This is a genomic window from Kitasatospora sp. NPDC004289, from assembly GCF_053602875.1.
The window spans coordinates 117,550-133,280 of sequence record NZ_JBSGEL010000009.1 but is presented as its reverse complement, the minus strand read 5'-3'; the positions used below and the strand labels follow the sequence as shown (position 1 = coordinate 133,280).

The 15,731-nt window shown below is 72.3% G+C and carries 12 protein-coding genes; 6 read left to right on the top strand and 6 right to left on the bottom strand.

Translation table 11 applies throughout. The features are described from left to right. Positions 1-107 precede the first annotated feature (107 nt). The gene (locus ACWEPF_RS08820) at positions 108-509 is read left to right on the top strand and encodes an ACT domain-containing protein (protein WP_345282741.1); all 402 of its coding nucleotides are present in this window, start codon (positions 108-110) and stop codon (positions 507-509) included. A 77-nt stretch (positions 510-586) separates the two neighbouring features. Here ACWEPF_RS08820 and ACWEPF_RS08815 read toward each other — a convergent pair whose 3' ends face one another. Next, entirely contained in the window at positions 587-2,062 is a 1,476-nt protein-coding gene (locus tag ACWEPF_RS08815; protein WP_452171999.1) for a CBM96 family carbohydrate-binding protein, read from the bottom strand. A 274-nt stretch (positions 2,063-2,336) separates the two neighbouring features. Here ACWEPF_RS08815 and ACWEPF_RS08810 point away from each other — a divergent pair, with 274 nt between their 5' ends. The 3 genes from ACWEPF_RS08810 to ACWEPF_RS08800 all read left to right on the top strand — a co-directional run bounded on the left by ACWEPF_RS08810 (position 2,337) and on the right by ACWEPF_RS08800 (position 5,945). Continuing rightward, on the top strand, positions 2,337-3,575 hold the full coding sequence (locus tag ACWEPF_RS08810; protein ID WP_452171998.1) for an MFS transporter: 1,239 nt from the start codon (positions 2,337-2,339) through the stop codon (positions 3,573-3,575). Next, positions 3,572-4,603: a TolB family protein gene (locus ACWEPF_RS08805; RefSeq protein WP_452171997.1), complete on the top strand. Its 1,032-nt coding sequence runs from the start codon at positions 3,572-3,574 to the stop codon at positions 4,601-4,603. The genes ACWEPF_RS08810 and ACWEPF_RS08805 overlap by 4 nt, the downstream gene beginning before the upstream one ends. 223 nt (positions 4,604-4,826) lie before the next feature. Next, positions 4,827-5,945, top strand: coding sequence for a glycoside hydrolase family 19 protein (locus ACWEPF_RS08800; protein WP_380150170.1), 1,119 nt, complete (start codon positions 4,827-4,829; stop codon positions 5,943-5,945). Between the two features lie 61 nt (positions 5,946-6,006). On the opposite strand, the gene ACWEPF_RS08795 is transcribed toward ACWEPF_RS08800, so the two are convergent. Further along, a complete protein-coding gene (locus ACWEPF_RS08795; RefSeq protein WP_452171996.1) occupies positions 6,007-7,263 on the bottom strand; it encodes a serine hydrolase domain-containing protein in 1,257 nt (418 codons plus the stop codon). A 248-nt stretch (positions 7,264-7,511) separates the two neighbouring features. Beyond that, positions 7,512-9,839 (bottom strand): glycosyl hydrolase family 18 protein, encoded by a 2,328-nt coding sequence (locus ACWEPF_RS08790; RefSeq protein WP_452171995.1) that lies wholly within the window; start codon positions 9,837-9,839, stop codon positions 7,512-7,514. Positions 9,840-10,077: 238 nt separating this feature from the next. Between ACWEPF_RS08790 and ACWEPF_RS08785 the strand changes: the two genes are divergently transcribed. After that, positions 10,078-10,632: an isochorismatase family protein gene (locus tag ACWEPF_RS08785; protein ID WP_452171994.1), complete on the top strand. Its 555-nt coding sequence runs from the start codon at positions 10,078-10,080 to the stop codon at positions 10,630-10,632. Between the two features lie 74 nt (positions 10,633-10,706). Here the strand turns inward: ACWEPF_RS08785 and ACWEPF_RS08780 are convergent, their stop codons facing one another. Both ACWEPF_RS08780 and ACWEPF_RS08775 read right to left on the bottom strand, forming a co-directional pair. Beyond that, positions 10,707-12,131 (bottom strand): hypothetical protein, encoded by a 1,425-nt coding sequence (locus ACWEPF_RS08780; RefSeq protein WP_452171993.1) that lies wholly within the window; start codon positions 12,129-12,131, stop codon positions 10,707-10,709. Between the two features lie 209 nt (positions 12,132-12,340). After that, positions 12,341-13,522, bottom strand: a complete 1,182-nt coding sequence (locus tag ACWEPF_RS08775) for an MFS transporter (RefSeq protein WP_452171992.1) — start codon at positions 13,520-13,522, stop codon at positions 12,341-12,343. 177 nt (positions 13,523-13,699) lie between these two features. Here ACWEPF_RS08775 and ACWEPF_RS08770 point away from each other — a divergent pair, with 177 nt between their 5' ends. Beyond that, positions 13,700-15,019: a S28 family serine protease gene (locus tag ACWEPF_RS08770; RefSeq protein ID WP_452171991.1), complete on the top strand. Its 1,320-nt coding sequence runs from the start codon at positions 13,700-13,702 to the stop codon at positions 15,017-15,019. Positions 15,020-15,071: 52 nt separating this feature from the next. On the opposite strand, the gene ACWEPF_RS08765 is transcribed toward ACWEPF_RS08770, so the two are convergent. Beyond that, the gene (locus ACWEPF_RS08765) at positions 15,072-15,695 is read right to left on the bottom strand and encodes a TetR/AcrR family transcriptional regulator (protein ID WP_452171990.1); all 624 of its coding nucleotides are present in this window, start codon (positions 15,693-15,695) and stop codon (positions 15,072-15,074) included. Positions 15,696-15,731 lie beyond the last annotated feature (36 nt).

Below are 15,731 nucleotides of genomic sequence, written 5' to 3'. Positions count from 1 at the left end.
CCGTCCCTTCCGGTGACATCAGGACGCGGAATTCTCGCCCGCGGTTCTCCGGACCGGTCCGGCACGGCGGCACCCCGCGCCGCGAACCCACCGGCTAGCGTGGCGGCATGACGGCCGGTGAGAGTGATCTGCGCAAGTTGCTGAGCGGCATGAGCCCGGAGCTGCACCCGGGGAGGTACGTCTACTGCACGCTGCCGACCAAGGTCCCGGCGGGGCTGCGGCCGGTGGTCACGGTGGCCGAGGCGGAGGGGCCGACCGTGGTGGTGGCGCAGGAGGAGGCGGATTCGCTCGGGCTTCGCTACGAGTACGTGGCGGCCTGGATCACGCTGCGGATCCACTCGGCGCTGGAGGCGGTCGGGTTGACGGCGGCGGTGGCCACCCGGCTCGCCGAACACGGCATCAGCTGCAACGTGGTGGCCGGCTTCCACCACGACCACCTGTTCGTCGGCGCGGCGGACGCGGAGCGCGCGGTGCGCCTGCTGGAGGAGCTGGCGGCGGAGCAGGGCTAGAGGATGTCTCCTTGCGCAGAGGTGCCCGGGGCACGGGAACTGGCCTCCCGTGCCCCGGGGTTGAGCAGGGGTCGAGATCAGTGGCAGGTGCCGCTGCCCTTGTCGTTGTAGGTCTTGCCGGCCTGCGGGACGAACTCGTAGTCGTAGCTGTTGTCGTGCAGGGTGAACTTCAGGACGCCCCAGGTGTCGGCGTTGCGGGCCTCGCTGTTGTTCTGGATGGTGCCGAAGCCGTAGAAGCTCGCACCGCCCATGCCCGCGACGAAGCTGCGCACGCCGCGCGCGTCGTCCCGGTTGCCGTTGGCGTCCTGCGGGGCGAACCGCTCGTAGGTGTGGTTGTGGCCGGTGACCACCACCTCGGCGTTGTAGTCGTACAGCGCCTGGTAGAGCGGGCGGGTCGCGGTGGACGGCGCGTGGCTGGAGCTGGACGTGTACAGCGGGTGGTGCCAGTAGGCGATGGTGCAGGGCTTGGTGCTGGCGGCCAGGTCGCCGCGCAGCCAGGTCTCCTGGGCCGAGCCGGCCGACATCGCGATGTTGGAGTTGAGCGCGACCACGTGCCAGTTGCCGAGGTCGTAGGAGTAGTAACCCTTGGCCGGGTCACCGGCGTTGGCACCGAAGTAGCTGTAGTAGCCGGTGGCGCCCGAGGTGTTGTAGTCGTGGTTGCCCGGGGCCGGGCGGGTGCGCGCCTTGTGGCGGCCCCAGGTCGGCTCGTAGTAGGTGTTGAACTCCGAGGTGGTGCCGTTGGTGTAGACGTTGTCGCCGGCAGTGAAGACGGTGCCGGGGATCTTGTCCAGCAGTGCGGCGGTCGCGGTGTCGCCCGAACCGGAGTCCGCGATGTCGCCCGCGCCGACCAGCACCGGGTCACCGGACGGCTGGGTGGGCGAGGGGGACGGCGAGGGCGAGACCGTCGGGGTCGGGGTGGGCGTCGGCGTCACGGTCGGCGAGGCCGAGGGGGAGGCCGAGGGCGAGGGGCTCGGGCCGGAGGTGGTGAGCACCAGCTGCGGGGCGTCGGCGCCGCTCTCGCGGGTGTCGTAGTAGGCGCCGTCCGAACTGGTCGAGCTGACACCGAAGCTGAAGGTGCCGTTGCCCTTCACCACCGAGGTGACGTCGACCTCGTACCAGGTGTCCTTGGTGATCGCGCCCAGCGTGGCCAGGGTGGCGCCGTCCTGGGCGGGCTTGTTGTTCCAGGTGGTGCCGGTCTCGCTCCAGGTGGTGCTGGAGACCGACTTGAAGACGCCGCCCTTGCTGGCGCCGCTGTTGCCGCTGATCGAGCGGACCCGGAGCTTGGCACCGGTGACCGGGGCCGTCACCCCGGCGACGGTGAACTTCAGGAACGCCTGCCGCACCGGGGAGTTGTCCGCCACGAACTGCGTGGAGGTGCCGTAGTTGGTGCTGGGAGTGGTGTCCTGGACGTAGGTGTCGGCGACCGGGGTGAAGGTGGTGGTCGCCGCTGCCGCGGTGGGAGCGGTCGCGGTGAGGAGCGTCGCGGCGAGCGCGGTGGTGACCAGGGCCGCGGAGGCGGCGGTCGCGGCTCGCCAGGATTGGCGCTTGCCCATCGGAGAGTCCCTTTCCTGGGGGAGAGGCCCGTGACCCGTGCCACGAGCGGGGAAATCCTGGGGGGGCTGCCGGGCGGGTCCGGCACGCGCAGATGAACAACTCGCGTGCAGGACATGAGGATCCGGGGATGTACGCGGTCAACTCGTACCCGTACACCGGCTGTTCACCCATCGCATGCCGAGCCGCTACCGAGGCCCTGTTGTCCACCCGGGCCGGGGCACCGCACGATATGAGCCGTCCACGCCATCCCGCAGCGCCGCCCGGAGGAGCTCCGTGTACCTGTCCACGATCGGGCGGCCCCGCTCCGACGGGAGCCGGACCGCCGTCAAGGTCGGCGCCAACGTGCTGGCGCTCGGCAGCGTCAGCCTGATCACCGACGTCTCGGCCGAGATGGTCACGGCGGTGCTGCCGATGTACCTGGTGCTCGGCCTCCAACTGAGCCCGCTGGCCTACGGTCTGATCGACGGCCTGAACACCGGGGCGACCGCGCTGCTGCGGCTGGCCGGCGGCTGGACGGCGGACCGCTTCCGGCAGCGCAAGGCGGTGGCCGGCACCGGTTACGCGCTCTCCGCGGTGGCCAAGCTCGGCCTGCTGCTGGTCGGCCGCTCGGCCACCGGCATCGGCCTGGTGGTGGCCGTCGACCGGGCCGGCAAGGGCCTGCGCACGGCGCCCCGCGACGCCCTGATCACCCTCTCCACCCCGCCCGAGGCACTCGGCCGGGCCTTCGGCGTGCACCGGGCGATGGACAGCTTCGGCGCCTTCCTCGGACCGCTGGTGGCGATGGCGGTGCTGGCCGCCGCCGGGCAGTCCTTCGACGCGGTCTTCGTCGCCAGCTGCTGCATCGCGGTGCTCGGCGTGGTGGTCCTGGTGCTCTTCGTCCGCGACCAGCGCGAGGAACTCCCGCCGGTGCGGGTGAAGCTGGACGTCCGCGGGCTGCTGAGGGCGGCCCCGGTGCGGCGGTTGACGCTGGCCGCCGTGCTGCTCGGCACCGCCACCGTCGGGGACGGCTTCGTCTACCTGCTGCTCCAGCGCCGCGAGGACCTGGCGATCGGCTGGTTCCCGCTGCTCGCGGTCGGCACCAACCTGGCCTACCTGCTGCTGGCCGCGCCGCTGGGCGCGCTGGCCGACCGGGTCGGCCGGCTGCCGGTGCTGCTGACCGCCTATCTCGCACTGGCCGCCGTCTACCTGCTGCTCTTCGGCCCGCTCGGCGGCACCCCGCTGCTGATCACGGCGCTCGCCCTCTACGGCCTGTTCTACGCCGCCTCGGACGGGGTGCTGATGGCCCTGGCCGGGCCGGTGCTGCCGGAGCGGCTGCGCACCACCGGGATCGCGCTGATCCAGACCGGCCAGGCGCTGGCCTACCTGGTCTCCTCGCTGCTCTTCGGCCTGGCCTGGCAGCTGTGGGGCCCGGCCACCGCGACCCGCTTCGCCGCCGGGGCGGTCGCGCTGGCGATCGTCGCCTCCGCCGTCCTGCTGTTCCGTCTGCCCGGCGCCGTCAAGGAAGCCTCATGACCAGCGAGTTGACCAGCGAACGCAACACCGGCCAGGCCCCTTCCGCCGGGATGACCACCCGTACCCGGGTCGGCGTGCTGGCGGCGCTGGCCGCCGTCCTGGCGAGCGTCGCGGTCGGCTACGGCCTGGCGGCCGGCGACCGCGGCACCGCCGCGGACCGCCCGGCGGACGCCGTCCCGCTCCGGCTGACCACCGACGGACGCCAGCTGCTGGTGGTCGGCGACCGCCACCTGAACACCGTGGCGGCGGCCGAGCCCGACGGGCCGCGCCAGGTGGGCGGGTTGGAGTGCGTCCGCTCCTACGCGGCCGGCGGCACCGGGATCTGCGCCCACCCCGACACCCAGTGGTCCTACCGGATGGTGGTGCTGGACCGGGAGTTGACGGAGACAAGGTCGATCCCCGTCCCCGGCCTGCCCAGCCGGGCCCGGGTCTCGGCCAGCGGGCGGATGGTCAACTGGACCACCTTCGTCGGCGGCGACTCCTACAGCGGCGGCGGCTTCTCCACCCGGACCGGCGTCTACGACACCCGCAGCGGTCAACTGGTGAACTCCCTGGAGGAGTTCGCGATCACCCGGGACGGGAGGCCGTACCAGTCGCCGGACGTCAACTACTGGGGCGTCACCTTCACCGCCGACGACAACCGCTTCTACGTCACCCTCTCCACGGCCGGGAAGCGCTACCTGGCCGAGGGCGATCTCGCGGCCCGCACGGTGCGCACCCTGAAGGAGAACGTGGAGTGCCCCTCGCTCTCCCCCGACGGCACCCGGCTGGCCTTCAAGGAGGCGGTGGACGCCGATCCGGCCAAGGGCTGGCGGCTCTCGGTGCTCGACCTGACCACCCTGCGGGTGACCGCCACCGCCGAGGCCCGCAGCGTGGACGACCAGGCGGCCTGGCTGGACGACCGCACCCTGGCCTACACGGTGCGCGACGGCGCGGGCAATCCCGAGGTGTGGTCCGTCCCGGCCGACGGCTCGGGGCAGGGCGAGCTGCTGGTGGTCGGCGCGGAGTCCCCCTCGGTGCTGCGCTGACGCCCTCCGGCCGCGTGCCGTCCGTACGCTGACGGTCTGTCAGCGCGGTCCGTCGGGGCGCACCCGAACCGATCGGGCCCCCTTGACAGGTCTGGACCATTGCGGTTCAGTCCACCGTACGGTTCCCGTACCGGCCCGCGCCCCCCACGCCCGCGGGTCCCCCACACCGGACGATCCCGTCCTCGACCCGTGCGGTTCCCCCACCGCACCCAGGGGAGACGAAGTGTCGACAAATCGACTGATGGCCCTGCTCGCCGCGCTAGCCGTGGCGGTGGGCTTCGCCGTGTTCCTGCCGGGGGCGGCCTCCGCCGCCACCTGTGCCACCGCGTACAGCTCCAGCGCCGTCTACACCGGCGGCGCCACCGTCTCGTACAACGGCCACAACTGGGGCGCCAAGTGGTGGACCCAGGGCGAGACCCCGTCCACCGGCGGCTCGGGCGTCTGGGCGGACCAGGGCGTCTGCGGCGGCGGTGGCAACCCGACCACCACCCCCACCCCCTCGCCGACCAGCACCCCCACCGGCAGCTGCAACTACCCCGCCTGGGTGGCCGGCCAGACCTACACCACCGGCGCGATCGTCCGGTACACGGACGGCAAGTACTACATCGCCGAGCACGACAACCCGGGCTACGACCCGGTGATCTCCACCTGGTACTGGGACCCGTACGCCTGCAACGGCGGCTCCAGCCCGACCCCGACGCCGACCGGCACCACCAACCCGGGCGGATTCCCGGTCAGCGAGGCCCAGTTCAACCAGATGTTCCCGAGCCGGAACTCCTTCTACACCTACGCCGGCCTGGTCAACGCCCTGAGCGCCTACCCGGCGTTCGCGGGCACCGGCAGCGACACCGTGCGCAAGCAGGAGGCCGCCGCGTTCCTGGCCAACGTCAACCACGAGACCGGTGGCCTGGTCTACGTGGTGGAGCAGAACACCGCCAACTACCCGCACTACTGCGACACCACCCAGCCCTACGGCTGCCCGGCCGGCCAGGCCGCGTACTACGGCCGCGGCCCGATCCAGCTGAGCTGGAACTTCAACTACAAGGCCGCCGGTGACGCGCTGGGCATCAACCTGCTGAACAACCCCAACCTGGTGCAGACCGACCCGGCCGTCGCCTGGAAGACCGGCATCTGGTACTGGATGACCCAGAACGGCCCCGGCACCATGACCCCGCACAACGCGATGGTCAACGGCGCCGGCTTCGGCGAGACCATCCGCTCCATCAACGGCTCGCTGGAGTGCAACGGCGGCAACCCCGCCCAGGTGCAGAGCCGGATCAACGCCTACCAGAACTTCGTGCAGATCCTCGGCACCGTCCCGGGCTCCAACCTGAGCTGCTGACAGGGCCGTCAGGGCCGGTGCGGCCCCCCGTGACCGCACCGGCCCCGGGACCACCGTCGGGTCAGCCCAGCGAGGGCAGCGACCTGGCGGTGGTCCCGGTCTTGGCGCCGCAGGCCATCAGCGACTGCAGCTCACCCAGCGTCCGGTTCGCCTCGCCGGCCCGGCTGTTGTCGAACGGGTTGTAGGAGAACGAGAGTTGGCGCTTGCCGCCCAGCTCGCCCAGGATCTGGGTGCCGTAGCCGGGGATGCCACCGCCGTGGCCCCAGAGCTGTCCGCACGGGGTGTCCTCGCGCATCAGGCCCAGGCCGTAGGGCAGGTACTTCAGCGACTGCGGGGCCACGGTGGTCATCTCGGCCAACTGGGCCGCGGGCAACAGCTTCCCGCCCAGCAGCGCGGAGTTGAACCTCGCCAGGTCGGCGGTGGTGGAGATGCCCGCACCGGCCGCGCCCGCCATGCTCGGGTTGAGCCTGGTCACGTCGGCCCGGCCGCCGTCGGCGAGCTGCATGTAGCCCTTGGCGTGCACGCCGGGCACCGCGGTCGAGGAGGACGGGAAGCTGGTCGACCCCAGGCCGAGCGGCCGGACGATCCGGCGCTCGACCTCGGACTCCCAGCCGTGGCCGGTGACCTTCTCGACGATCATCCCGGCCAGGATGTAGTTGGTGTTGGAGTAGTGCCAGTCCGCGCCCGGGGCGAAGTACGGCTCGTGGGCGACGGCCAGCTTCACCAGGTCGGCCGGGCGGTGCTGCACCCAGCGCCCCTGGTCCAGCCAGCGCTGGGCCGCCTCCGGGGTCTCGAAGTCCAGGAAGTCCTTCGACTCGGTGTAGTTGAAGATGCCGCTGGTGTGGTTGAGCAGCTGACGGACCGTGATGTTCCGCCCGTTCGGCACCGTGCCCGGCAGGTACCGCTCGACCGGCGCGTCCAGGTCCACCCGGCGTTCGGCCTCCAGCTGGAGCAGCACGGTGGCCACGAAGGTCTTGGTCACGCTGCCGATCCGGAACCGGCCGTCGGCCCGGGCCGGGGTGCCCCGGTCCAGGTCGGCCTTGCCGGCCGCGCCCTGCCAGAGCGTGCGGCCGTTCTCCACCACGCGGCCCAGGACGGCGGTCGAGCCGCCCTCCACCACCACCGCGCGCAGCGCCGCGTCGAGCGCCTCCCGGTCGACCCGGGAGCCCGGTGCCGCCTCCGCCGTGACCGCCGCCCCTCGTGCCCCCTCGGACGCCCCGGCGGCCCCCGCCACCGGCGCCACCACACCGACCACCGTCGCGGCGGCCAGTGCCACCGCCGCCGCCCGCAGACCCGCCCCGCGCAGTCCCATGGCCATGTCCCCAGTCCCCTCGGTCCGTTACCCGCCGGAGTCCCTTCCGGCACGTCCACCCTCGCAGCGCGGTGCGGACACGCACCTCCCCCTCAGGTCCGGTACCGGTCCTCCCCGAGGGCGAACCACCCCTCCGCCCCACGGGGTACCCGGCCCCTGAGGCCTCTCGGGGTCGTGGCCGGAAACCTCCCCGTCGAACGGCGGGGCCCGCACCCCGAGGGGTGCGGGCCCGTGGAGCCGGAGCCGTTGGCGCGTCAGCCGAGGCTGGCGGACATGGCGTTCAGCAGGGTGGCCGAGGTGTCGTCGTTCTCCAGCGAGAAGGCGAACATTCCGGCCAGGCCCTTGGACTTGGCGTAGGCGCCGCGGGCCTGGATGGCCTGCGGGGTGTCACCGGTCCAGAAGTTGGTGCCGTCGTAGATCCAGGAGCTCTCGGTCACCGGGTCCCAGTGGGTGGTGGCGGCGGTCGGGGTGAGCTCCTTCCAGGCGGCCAGACCGGCCTCCTGGCTGAGCGGCTTGGCCGGGGTCGGGCCGGTCGCGCTCTGGTACAGGCCGTAGTTGGTGCCGGCCGGGACGCCGGTCCAGCCCCGCCAGTAGAACGGGATGCCCAGCACGATCTTGTTGGCCGGGAAGCCGCCGGTCACGCCGTACTCCGGCAGGCCGGTGGTGTAGGCGGTCAGCGCGGTGTCCACGTTGTACTTCCGCGCGCCGGGGGTGACGGGCGTGGACGGGTCGGCCGGGCTGTCGTGCAGCGGGTCCTGGTGGTTGGTCGGGCCCTTGGCGTCCCAACCGCCGTGCATGTCGTAGGTCATGACGTCGGCGTAGTCCAGGTAGGCGCCGATCTTGTCGGTCTCCAGGTACTGGATCTTGTCCTGCCCGGCCGGCAGCGCGGCGGTCAGCAGGAACTTCTTGCCCTGCTGGGCGCCGTAGGCGTCCAGCTGCTCGCGGAACTCCTTGAGCAGCAGGGTGAAGTTCTGCTTGTCGGCGGTGGAGGTGTGGTTGCCCACGTGGCCGCCGGCCGAGCCCGGGTACTCCCAGTCGATGTCGATGCCGTCGAAGAGGCCGGCGATCGAGGCCTTGCCACCGGACGGGTCGCTGGCCACGTTGGTCGGCAGGTCGCCCGTCATGAACATCGTCATGCAGGAGGAGACGAAGGCCTTCCGCTTGGCGTCGGTGGAGGCCGCGTCGGAGAAGTACTTCGAGTAGGTCCAGCCGCCGATGGAGATGGTCAGGCGCAGGTTCGGGTACTTGGCCTTCAGCTGGCGCAGCTGGTTGAAGTTGCCCTTGATCGGCTGCTCGTAGACGTCGGTGGAGCCGTCCACACTGGTCGCCGAGGTGTAGTCCATCTGGTAGTCGGCGTACGCGTCGCCCGCGCCGTCACCCGCGTTGGGGTTGTTCTCGTTGGCCGCGTCGGAGGCCTTCACGGCCTCGAAGCAGGTGTGCGAGGTGGGGTGGATGTTGGCGAACGCGTAGGTGATGACGTCCAGCTTGGCCGCCGAGCCGCTGGTGTCCACGTTCTTCGCGAAGTAGGTGTTCTCGTAGACGCCCCACTGGTCGAAGTAGGCGGAGCGGTACTTGGCGGCCGCCGGGGCGGCGGCGGTGGTCACCGTGACCGGCGCGGACTGGGCCGAGGCGTGGCCGGCCTTGTCGTAGCCCTGGACGGTGAAGGTGTAGGTGGTGCCGGGCAGCAGCGAGCTGACCGTGACCTTGGTGCCCATCGAGGTGGCCACCAACTGACCCTGGCGCCAGACCTTGTAGGCCGGGGCGTTGTCGGTCGAGTCGGTGGAGGCCTGCCAGGAGAGCACCACCGCGTTGTGGGTGGTGCGCTCCACCTTGAAGCCGGCCGGGACGGTCACCTTGCCGTCGCCGCCGGGGCCGTTCGGGGTGCCGCTGGGGCTGGGGCTCGTGCTCGGGCTGGAGCTCGGGCTCGAACTGGCCGACGGGCTCGCGCTGGTGGACGGGCTCGCGGACGGGCTGGCGCTGCCCGACGGGCTGGCGCTGGCCGAGGCGCTGACGGTCGGGGTGGTGCTCTGGGTCGGCCCGGAGGGGCCGGTCAGCGTCAGGTCGTCGGCCCGGTAGGTGCCCTGGCCGTACCAGCCGTGGGTGTAGACCGTCACCGAGGTGGTGCTCGCGCCGGTCTTGAAGCTGGTGGAGAGCTGGGTCCAGCCGGTCGCCGAGGGCAGCCAGGACTGGGCGTTCACCCCGGTGCCGGTGGCACCCAGGTAGACGTAGCTGCCCTGCACCCAACCGGCCAGCGTGTAGGTGGTGTTGGGCTGTACCGCGACGGTCTGCTGGCACTGCGCGGTGTCTCCCGCGGTGGCGGCGGCGCTCAGGGCGGCGGCGCCGCCGTGCACCGGGTTGCTCACCACCGAGCCGCTGCCGGCGGCGCAACTCCAGCCGGTCAGACCGGCCTCGAAGTCGCCGTTGGAGAGCAGGTTGACCGGGGCGGCCGAAGCGGTGCCGAGCGAGGCGACCACGGCGACGCTGCCGGCCGAGAGCACGGCGGCCAGCGTCAGGGCGCCGACTCTACGGCGTGACGATGCGGCCCGGAGCGCGGGGCGCTCGGGCAGAGCTCGTTCGAGCATGGTGGGGGTCCTCCGGATGAGTGGGGTTTCCGGCGGTGCAGGGGATCAAAGATTGGACTGGACCAATTGGGGCGGTCAAGAGCACCGGTGGCCGCTGAGCCTCCGTCAGAGGGGTTTCTTTACCCGGGCCCACCCGCACGCACAGGTCAGGGGCCGGGCGGCGGCACAAGGTAAAGAAACTTTCCTGTCCCGCTCTCCTGTCCCACTCTGGGCCGCACCTGACGGATAGGCTCGCCCCGTGCAGATCACACCCGACACCGCGCTCGTCCTGATCGACCTCCAGAAGGGCATCCTGGAGCGTCCCGCCGCACACGACCCGGCCGAGGTGCTGGAGCGCGGCGTCCGCCTGGCCCGAGCCTTCCGCGCCCATCGGCTGCCCGTCGTCCTGGTCCGGGTCGGCTGGCACCCCGACGGCAGCGATCTCCCGCTCCCCGGCGACGAGTTCACCCCCACCCTGCCTCCCGCCTGGTTCTCCGAGCTCTCCCCCGCGCTCGGCGCCACCGAGGACGACATCGTCGTCACCAAGCGCCACTGGGGCGCCTTCACCGGCACCGAGCTCGACCTCCAGCTGCGGCGGCGCGGCGTGCGGCACATCGTCCTCGGCGGCATCTCCACCAGCATCGGCGTCGAGTCCACCGCCCGCAGCGCCTGGGAACTGACGTACCGGCTGACCTTCGTCACCGACGCGATGACCGACATGGACGGCGACTCGCACGTGCACAGCACCACGAAGATCTTCCCGCGCATCGGCCACATCGCCACCACCGACGAGGTGCTCGCGGCCCTCGGCTGACGGGGCCGGACGCGGAACGGCCGTGCCCGGCCCCGGAGTTCTCCGGGGCCGGGCACGACCGTGGGGGGTGCGGGTCAGCTGGTGAAGGAGGCGGCGATGCCCATCGAGTCGGCGCCACCGGCAGGCTCGGCCCAGGTGCTCCAGGTGCCCTTGGTGTAGTCGGCGTCGATCTCGACCAGGCGGTTGCTGGAGTTGACCGCGAAGACGTGGTTCACGTTGGTGACCGAGGAGGTCGCGCTGGCCAGCCGCTTCAGGCCGCTGCCGCCCTTGTTGCTCCAGCCGTTCCAGGTGCCGGCCGCGAAGTCGCCGTCGGTGTTGTACAGGTTGCCGTCCATGCCGATCGCGGTGAGGTGCACCGTCCTGCCGAAGGACGAGGCCGAGACGTCCTTGGCCGTGAAGCCGCCCGCCGCGGGCGCCCAGTCGTTCCAGGTCCCCGTCGCGTAGTTGGCGTCGATCTCGCGGAGCTGGTCGTTGGCGTCGACCACGAAGACGTGGTTCACGTTGTCGCTGGTCGAGACCGAGGCGATCCGCTTGAGGTTGGTGCCGCCGTGCGAGGTCCAGCCGTTCCAGCCGCCGTTCGGGAAGGCGCCGTCCGAGTTCCACATCTGGCCGTCGGTGCCGATCGCGGTGAGGTGCACGGTGTTGCCGAAGGACGAGGCCGAAATCGCCTTCACCGTCGGGCTGTTCGGCACCTGGAACCAGCCGGACCACTGCCCGGTGGCGTAGTTGCCGTCCTTCTCCCAGATCCGGTTGTCGCTGCCGATCGCGAAGACCCGGTTGGTCGACCCGGTCGAGGCGCTGGCGACCTCCTTGATCGAGGAGGCCCCCATGTTGCTCCAGGGGCTCCAGTTCCCGGCGACGAAGTTCCCCTCGGCGTTGAACAGGTCACCGTTCGGGGTCAGGTCCACCAGGCGCACCGTGTTGTTGGCGGCGGTGACGGGGTTGTCGTCGACGATCTTGTCGTAGCGGTAGGCGGTGTAGAGGCCGTTGTCGTGGCTGTCGAACTTGGCGGCGTTGATCGACACACCAGTGACGTGCTTCACCGGGTCGGAGCCGAAGGAGTAGTAGGAGAAGGTGGTGTGGGCCGCGTCGTCCCACTTCTCGAACAGGATGACGTGCTTGGCCTCGTAGTCGAGGATGTCACCGGGCTTGAGCTCGCTGCGCGGGATCTGGGTGGCGACGCCCGGCAGCGTGCCGGTGGCCAGGCTGGTGCCGAGGTGCCAGGCCATCGAGACGTAACCGGAGCAGTCGGTGCGGTAGTTGCGCCCCGAGGAGTCCGGGTAGGCACCCGTCCAGCTGTAGCTGATGCTGTTCCCCTGCTGGAACCAGTAGTCGGCCCGGGCGATCACCTCGGAGCGGGTGATCGAACCGTCCACCGAGGAGGCGGCCTGGGCGACCGTGGCCGTGGCCGTGGCGAGGGCGGTGGTCGCGACCGCGCCGGAGAGGGTGATGGCGGCGGCGAGGGCGACGCGGGTGAGCTTCGAGGCGCGAGAGGACATGGCTGTGCTCCGGGAGGGGGTGCGGACGGATGGACCGCGCGGACTGCCGCCCTGCAGGAGCGGCGGTCTGGCGCGGCTGACGTACCGTCAGCGGAGGTTCGTTCCCTACCGGTCGGGCGCTTCCTGCTGACGAAGAACAGCTTCGTCGCAGCTCAGCCCGAGTGGAAGGGATCCCCGGCGGACCGAAGGGGCCATGGACGGATGCGTCCTCAGGCCGCCGCCCGCGGCTCCCGCAGGAACGCGGCCAGCCCCCAGGCGAGGACGGGGACGGCGCAGAGCACGGTGAGCACGCCGCGCGGCCCGTGGACGTCGGCGAGCAGCCCCAGCAGCGGCGCCGAGAGGCCACCGACGCTCAGGGCCAGGCCCAGGGTCACGCCGGAGGCGGTGCCGGGGCGGGCCGGCAGGTAGTCCTGGCCGAGCTTGATCAGGACGGCGAACGGCACGTTCAGCACCGCGCCGGTGAGCACCGCGAACAGCAACGGGAGGTACGGGCCCGGGGCGAGCACCAGGCCCGCCAGGGCCGGTACGGCCAGCAGGGTGCCGAGTCGGACCGTCCGCACCAGGCCCAGCCGGTCGGCGGTCCGCCCGCCCAGCAGGGTGCCCGTGACCCCGCCGCCGAGGAAGCAGGCCAGCGCCACCCCGGCCAGGGTCTGCGTCGCGCCCAGGTCCCGCAGCCAGTGCAGGCCCAGGAAGGTGCTGACCCCGAAGAACACCACCGAGCGGACCATCGCCACCGCCGTCAGCACCAGGAACGGCGCCCACTGGTCCTCACCCGTCCGCGCGCCACCGGCCCCGGCCCGCCCCGTCGCCAGGGCGCGCCGCCGGTGCCGGTGCAGCACGTACGCCATCAGCAGCGCGGGCGGCAGGAAGAACGCCGTGGCCCGCACGCCCCAGGCCACCAGCAGCGGGGTGGCCAGCACCGGTGCCAGGAAGAAGCCGACGCTGCCGCCCGCCGCGAAGACGCTCATCGCGGCCGCGCTCTCCCCCGCCGCCTCCCGGGCCGCCTTGCCCGCCGCCGGGTGGAACATCGCCACCCCGATGCCGGAGAGCAGCACCAGCGCCCAGACCGCCGGGTACGGCCCGGCCAGCCCCGCCAGTCCGAACCCGGTGCCGGCCAGCGCCAGCCCGAGCGCCGCCGACCAGCCCAGTCCGTGCCGGTCCACCGCGATCCCGATCAGCGGCTGCGGGACCGAACTCCCGAGCGCCGCGGCCAGGGTGAGGCCCCCGGCCGCGACGTAGCCGTAGCCGCGCTCCAGCACGAAGTACGGCACCACCGCCGGGACCAGGCCCTGGTACAGGTCGTCCACCGCGTGCGCCGCTCCCCACAGGCGCATCCGCTGCCACGTCCCCCGCACCTCCCGGGCCTCCGCCGTCCGCACCGCCCCGCCCATGGTCCCGCCCCTTCCGATCGGCCGTCCGTCCCAGCCTGCCCGACGGCCCTCCCGGCACCGGACGGTCCGTCAACTCCCTCCGGAGAGGGAGGCCGTCCACGCCCGGGAGGGATCAGCGGAGCGGGCCCCGCCGGTTGACTGGTGCCCATCGGACGGACGAGCCCCGGGGAGGGCGACATGAGCAGGTGGTTCAGGCGGATGCTGGTCGGCGTGGCGGCACCGGTGCTGGCGCTGACGGCGCTGACGGCCGTTCCGGCGGCGGCCGCCGAGGAGCCCGACGTCCGGGCCGCACTGGAGGCCGTCCCCGGCCTGACCGTGACGGCGGAGCGCCCGGCCGCCGCCGGCTTCCGCTTCTTCGAGCTGAGCCTGCGTCAGCCGGTCGACCACCACCACCCGGAGGCGGGCACCTTCCAGCAGCGCCTGACCCTGCTGCACCGCGCCGCGGACCGCCCGACGGTCCTGGCCACCAGTGGCTACGGCCTCGGCCCCGGCCAGGGCCGCAGCGAGCCCGCCACCCTGCTGGACGGCAACCAACTCACCACCGAGCAGCGCTTCTTCGGCACCTCGCTGCCCAGCACCACCGGCGACTACCGGACCCTGGACATCTGGCAGGCCGCCACCGACCACCACCGGATCGTCGAGGCCCTGCGCCCCGTCTACCCGGGCCGGTGGATCTCCACCGGCGGCAGCAAGGGCGGCATGGCCACCGTCTACCACCGCCGGTTCTACCCCGGCGACGTGGCCGGGACGGTCGCCTACGGCGCGCCGAACAACGTGAACGACCGCGAGGACTCGGCCTACCGCGACTTCCTGGCCACGGTGGGCACCCCCGAGTGCCGGGCCGCGCTGCGGGCCGTCCAGCGCCGGGCGCTGCTGCACCGCGAGGAGCTCACCGCTCGGTACACCGCCGCCTACCCGGGTGCGACCTTCGAGCTGATCGGCAGCGCCGACAAGGCCTTCGAGATCGCCGTGCTGCGCACCCCGTTCACCTTCTGGCAGGGCATCGGCCGGTCCGGCTGCGCCTCCGTCCCCGGCCCGGACGCGACCGGCCGGCAGCTCTTCGACTGGCTGGACCAGGCCGGCCGGCTGCTCACCTTCACCGACGGCTTCGCCACCGACTTCGTCCCGTACTTCTACCAACTGGGCACCCAGCTGGGCTACTTCGGCCTGGAGACCGAGCACCTGGCAGACCTGCTCCGCTACCCCGGCGCCACCGAGCCGCGCACCTTCGTGCCCCGTGAGGTCGAACTGCGCTTCCAGCCGGGTGCGATGCGCGACATCGACCGCTGGGTGCGCCTGCGGGGCGAGCGCCTGCTCTTCGTCCAGGGCGCGGCCGACCCGAGCGTGGCCGAGCCCTTCCGCCTGGGGCCCGGCACCCGCGACTCCCTGTCCCTCTGGGCACCGGGCGCCACCCACTCGGCGAAGATCGCCTCCCTCACCGACCCCGACCGCAGCGCCGCCACCGCCGCCCTGAACCGCTGGGCGGGCCTGGCCTGACCCGGTAGGCGGGCCCGGCCTGATCCACTGGGCGGGCCCGGCCCGACCGCCCCTACGCCGCCGGCCAGGCCAGCAGGGCGAGTTCGGCCACCGCACGCAGCTCGGACGCGGTGGCGCCGTCCCTGGCCTGCTGGGACATGCCCTGGAAGACGGACGCGAAGTACCGGGCCAGCGCGGTCGGCTCGGCGCCCTCCGGCAACTCTCCGGCGGCCCCGGCCGCCACCAGCCGGGCCTCGATCACGGCAAGGTTGGCGTTGCGCAGCTCGCGGAGGTGGGCGCCGATCCCCTCGTCCTGCGCGGTCACGTTGGTGGCGGCACTGACGGTCAGGCAGCCGGCCGGGTGGGACGGGTCGGGGAAGACCTCGGCCGCCTCCCGCAGCAGCCGGGCGACCGCACCGCGGGCCGTGGGCTCCTCGGTGAGCGCGGCGGCGGCGAAGGCGCCGGCCGGGGTCCGCCCGTAGTGCCGCACCACCTCCTCGAAGAGCGAGCGCTTGTCGCCGAAGGCGGCGTACAGGCTGCCCGCCCTGATGCCCATCGCCTCGGTCAACTCGCCCATGGAGGTGGCCTGGTAGCCCCGCTCCCAGAACAGCAGGGTGGCGGCCTCCAGTGCGGCGGCGCGGTCGAAGCCACGCGGCCGGCCGCGGCCGGCACCCGTTCTCTCGGTCATGCCGAACATTGTAGGTGGATCGTTCAAGAAATCGTGCTACGTTCT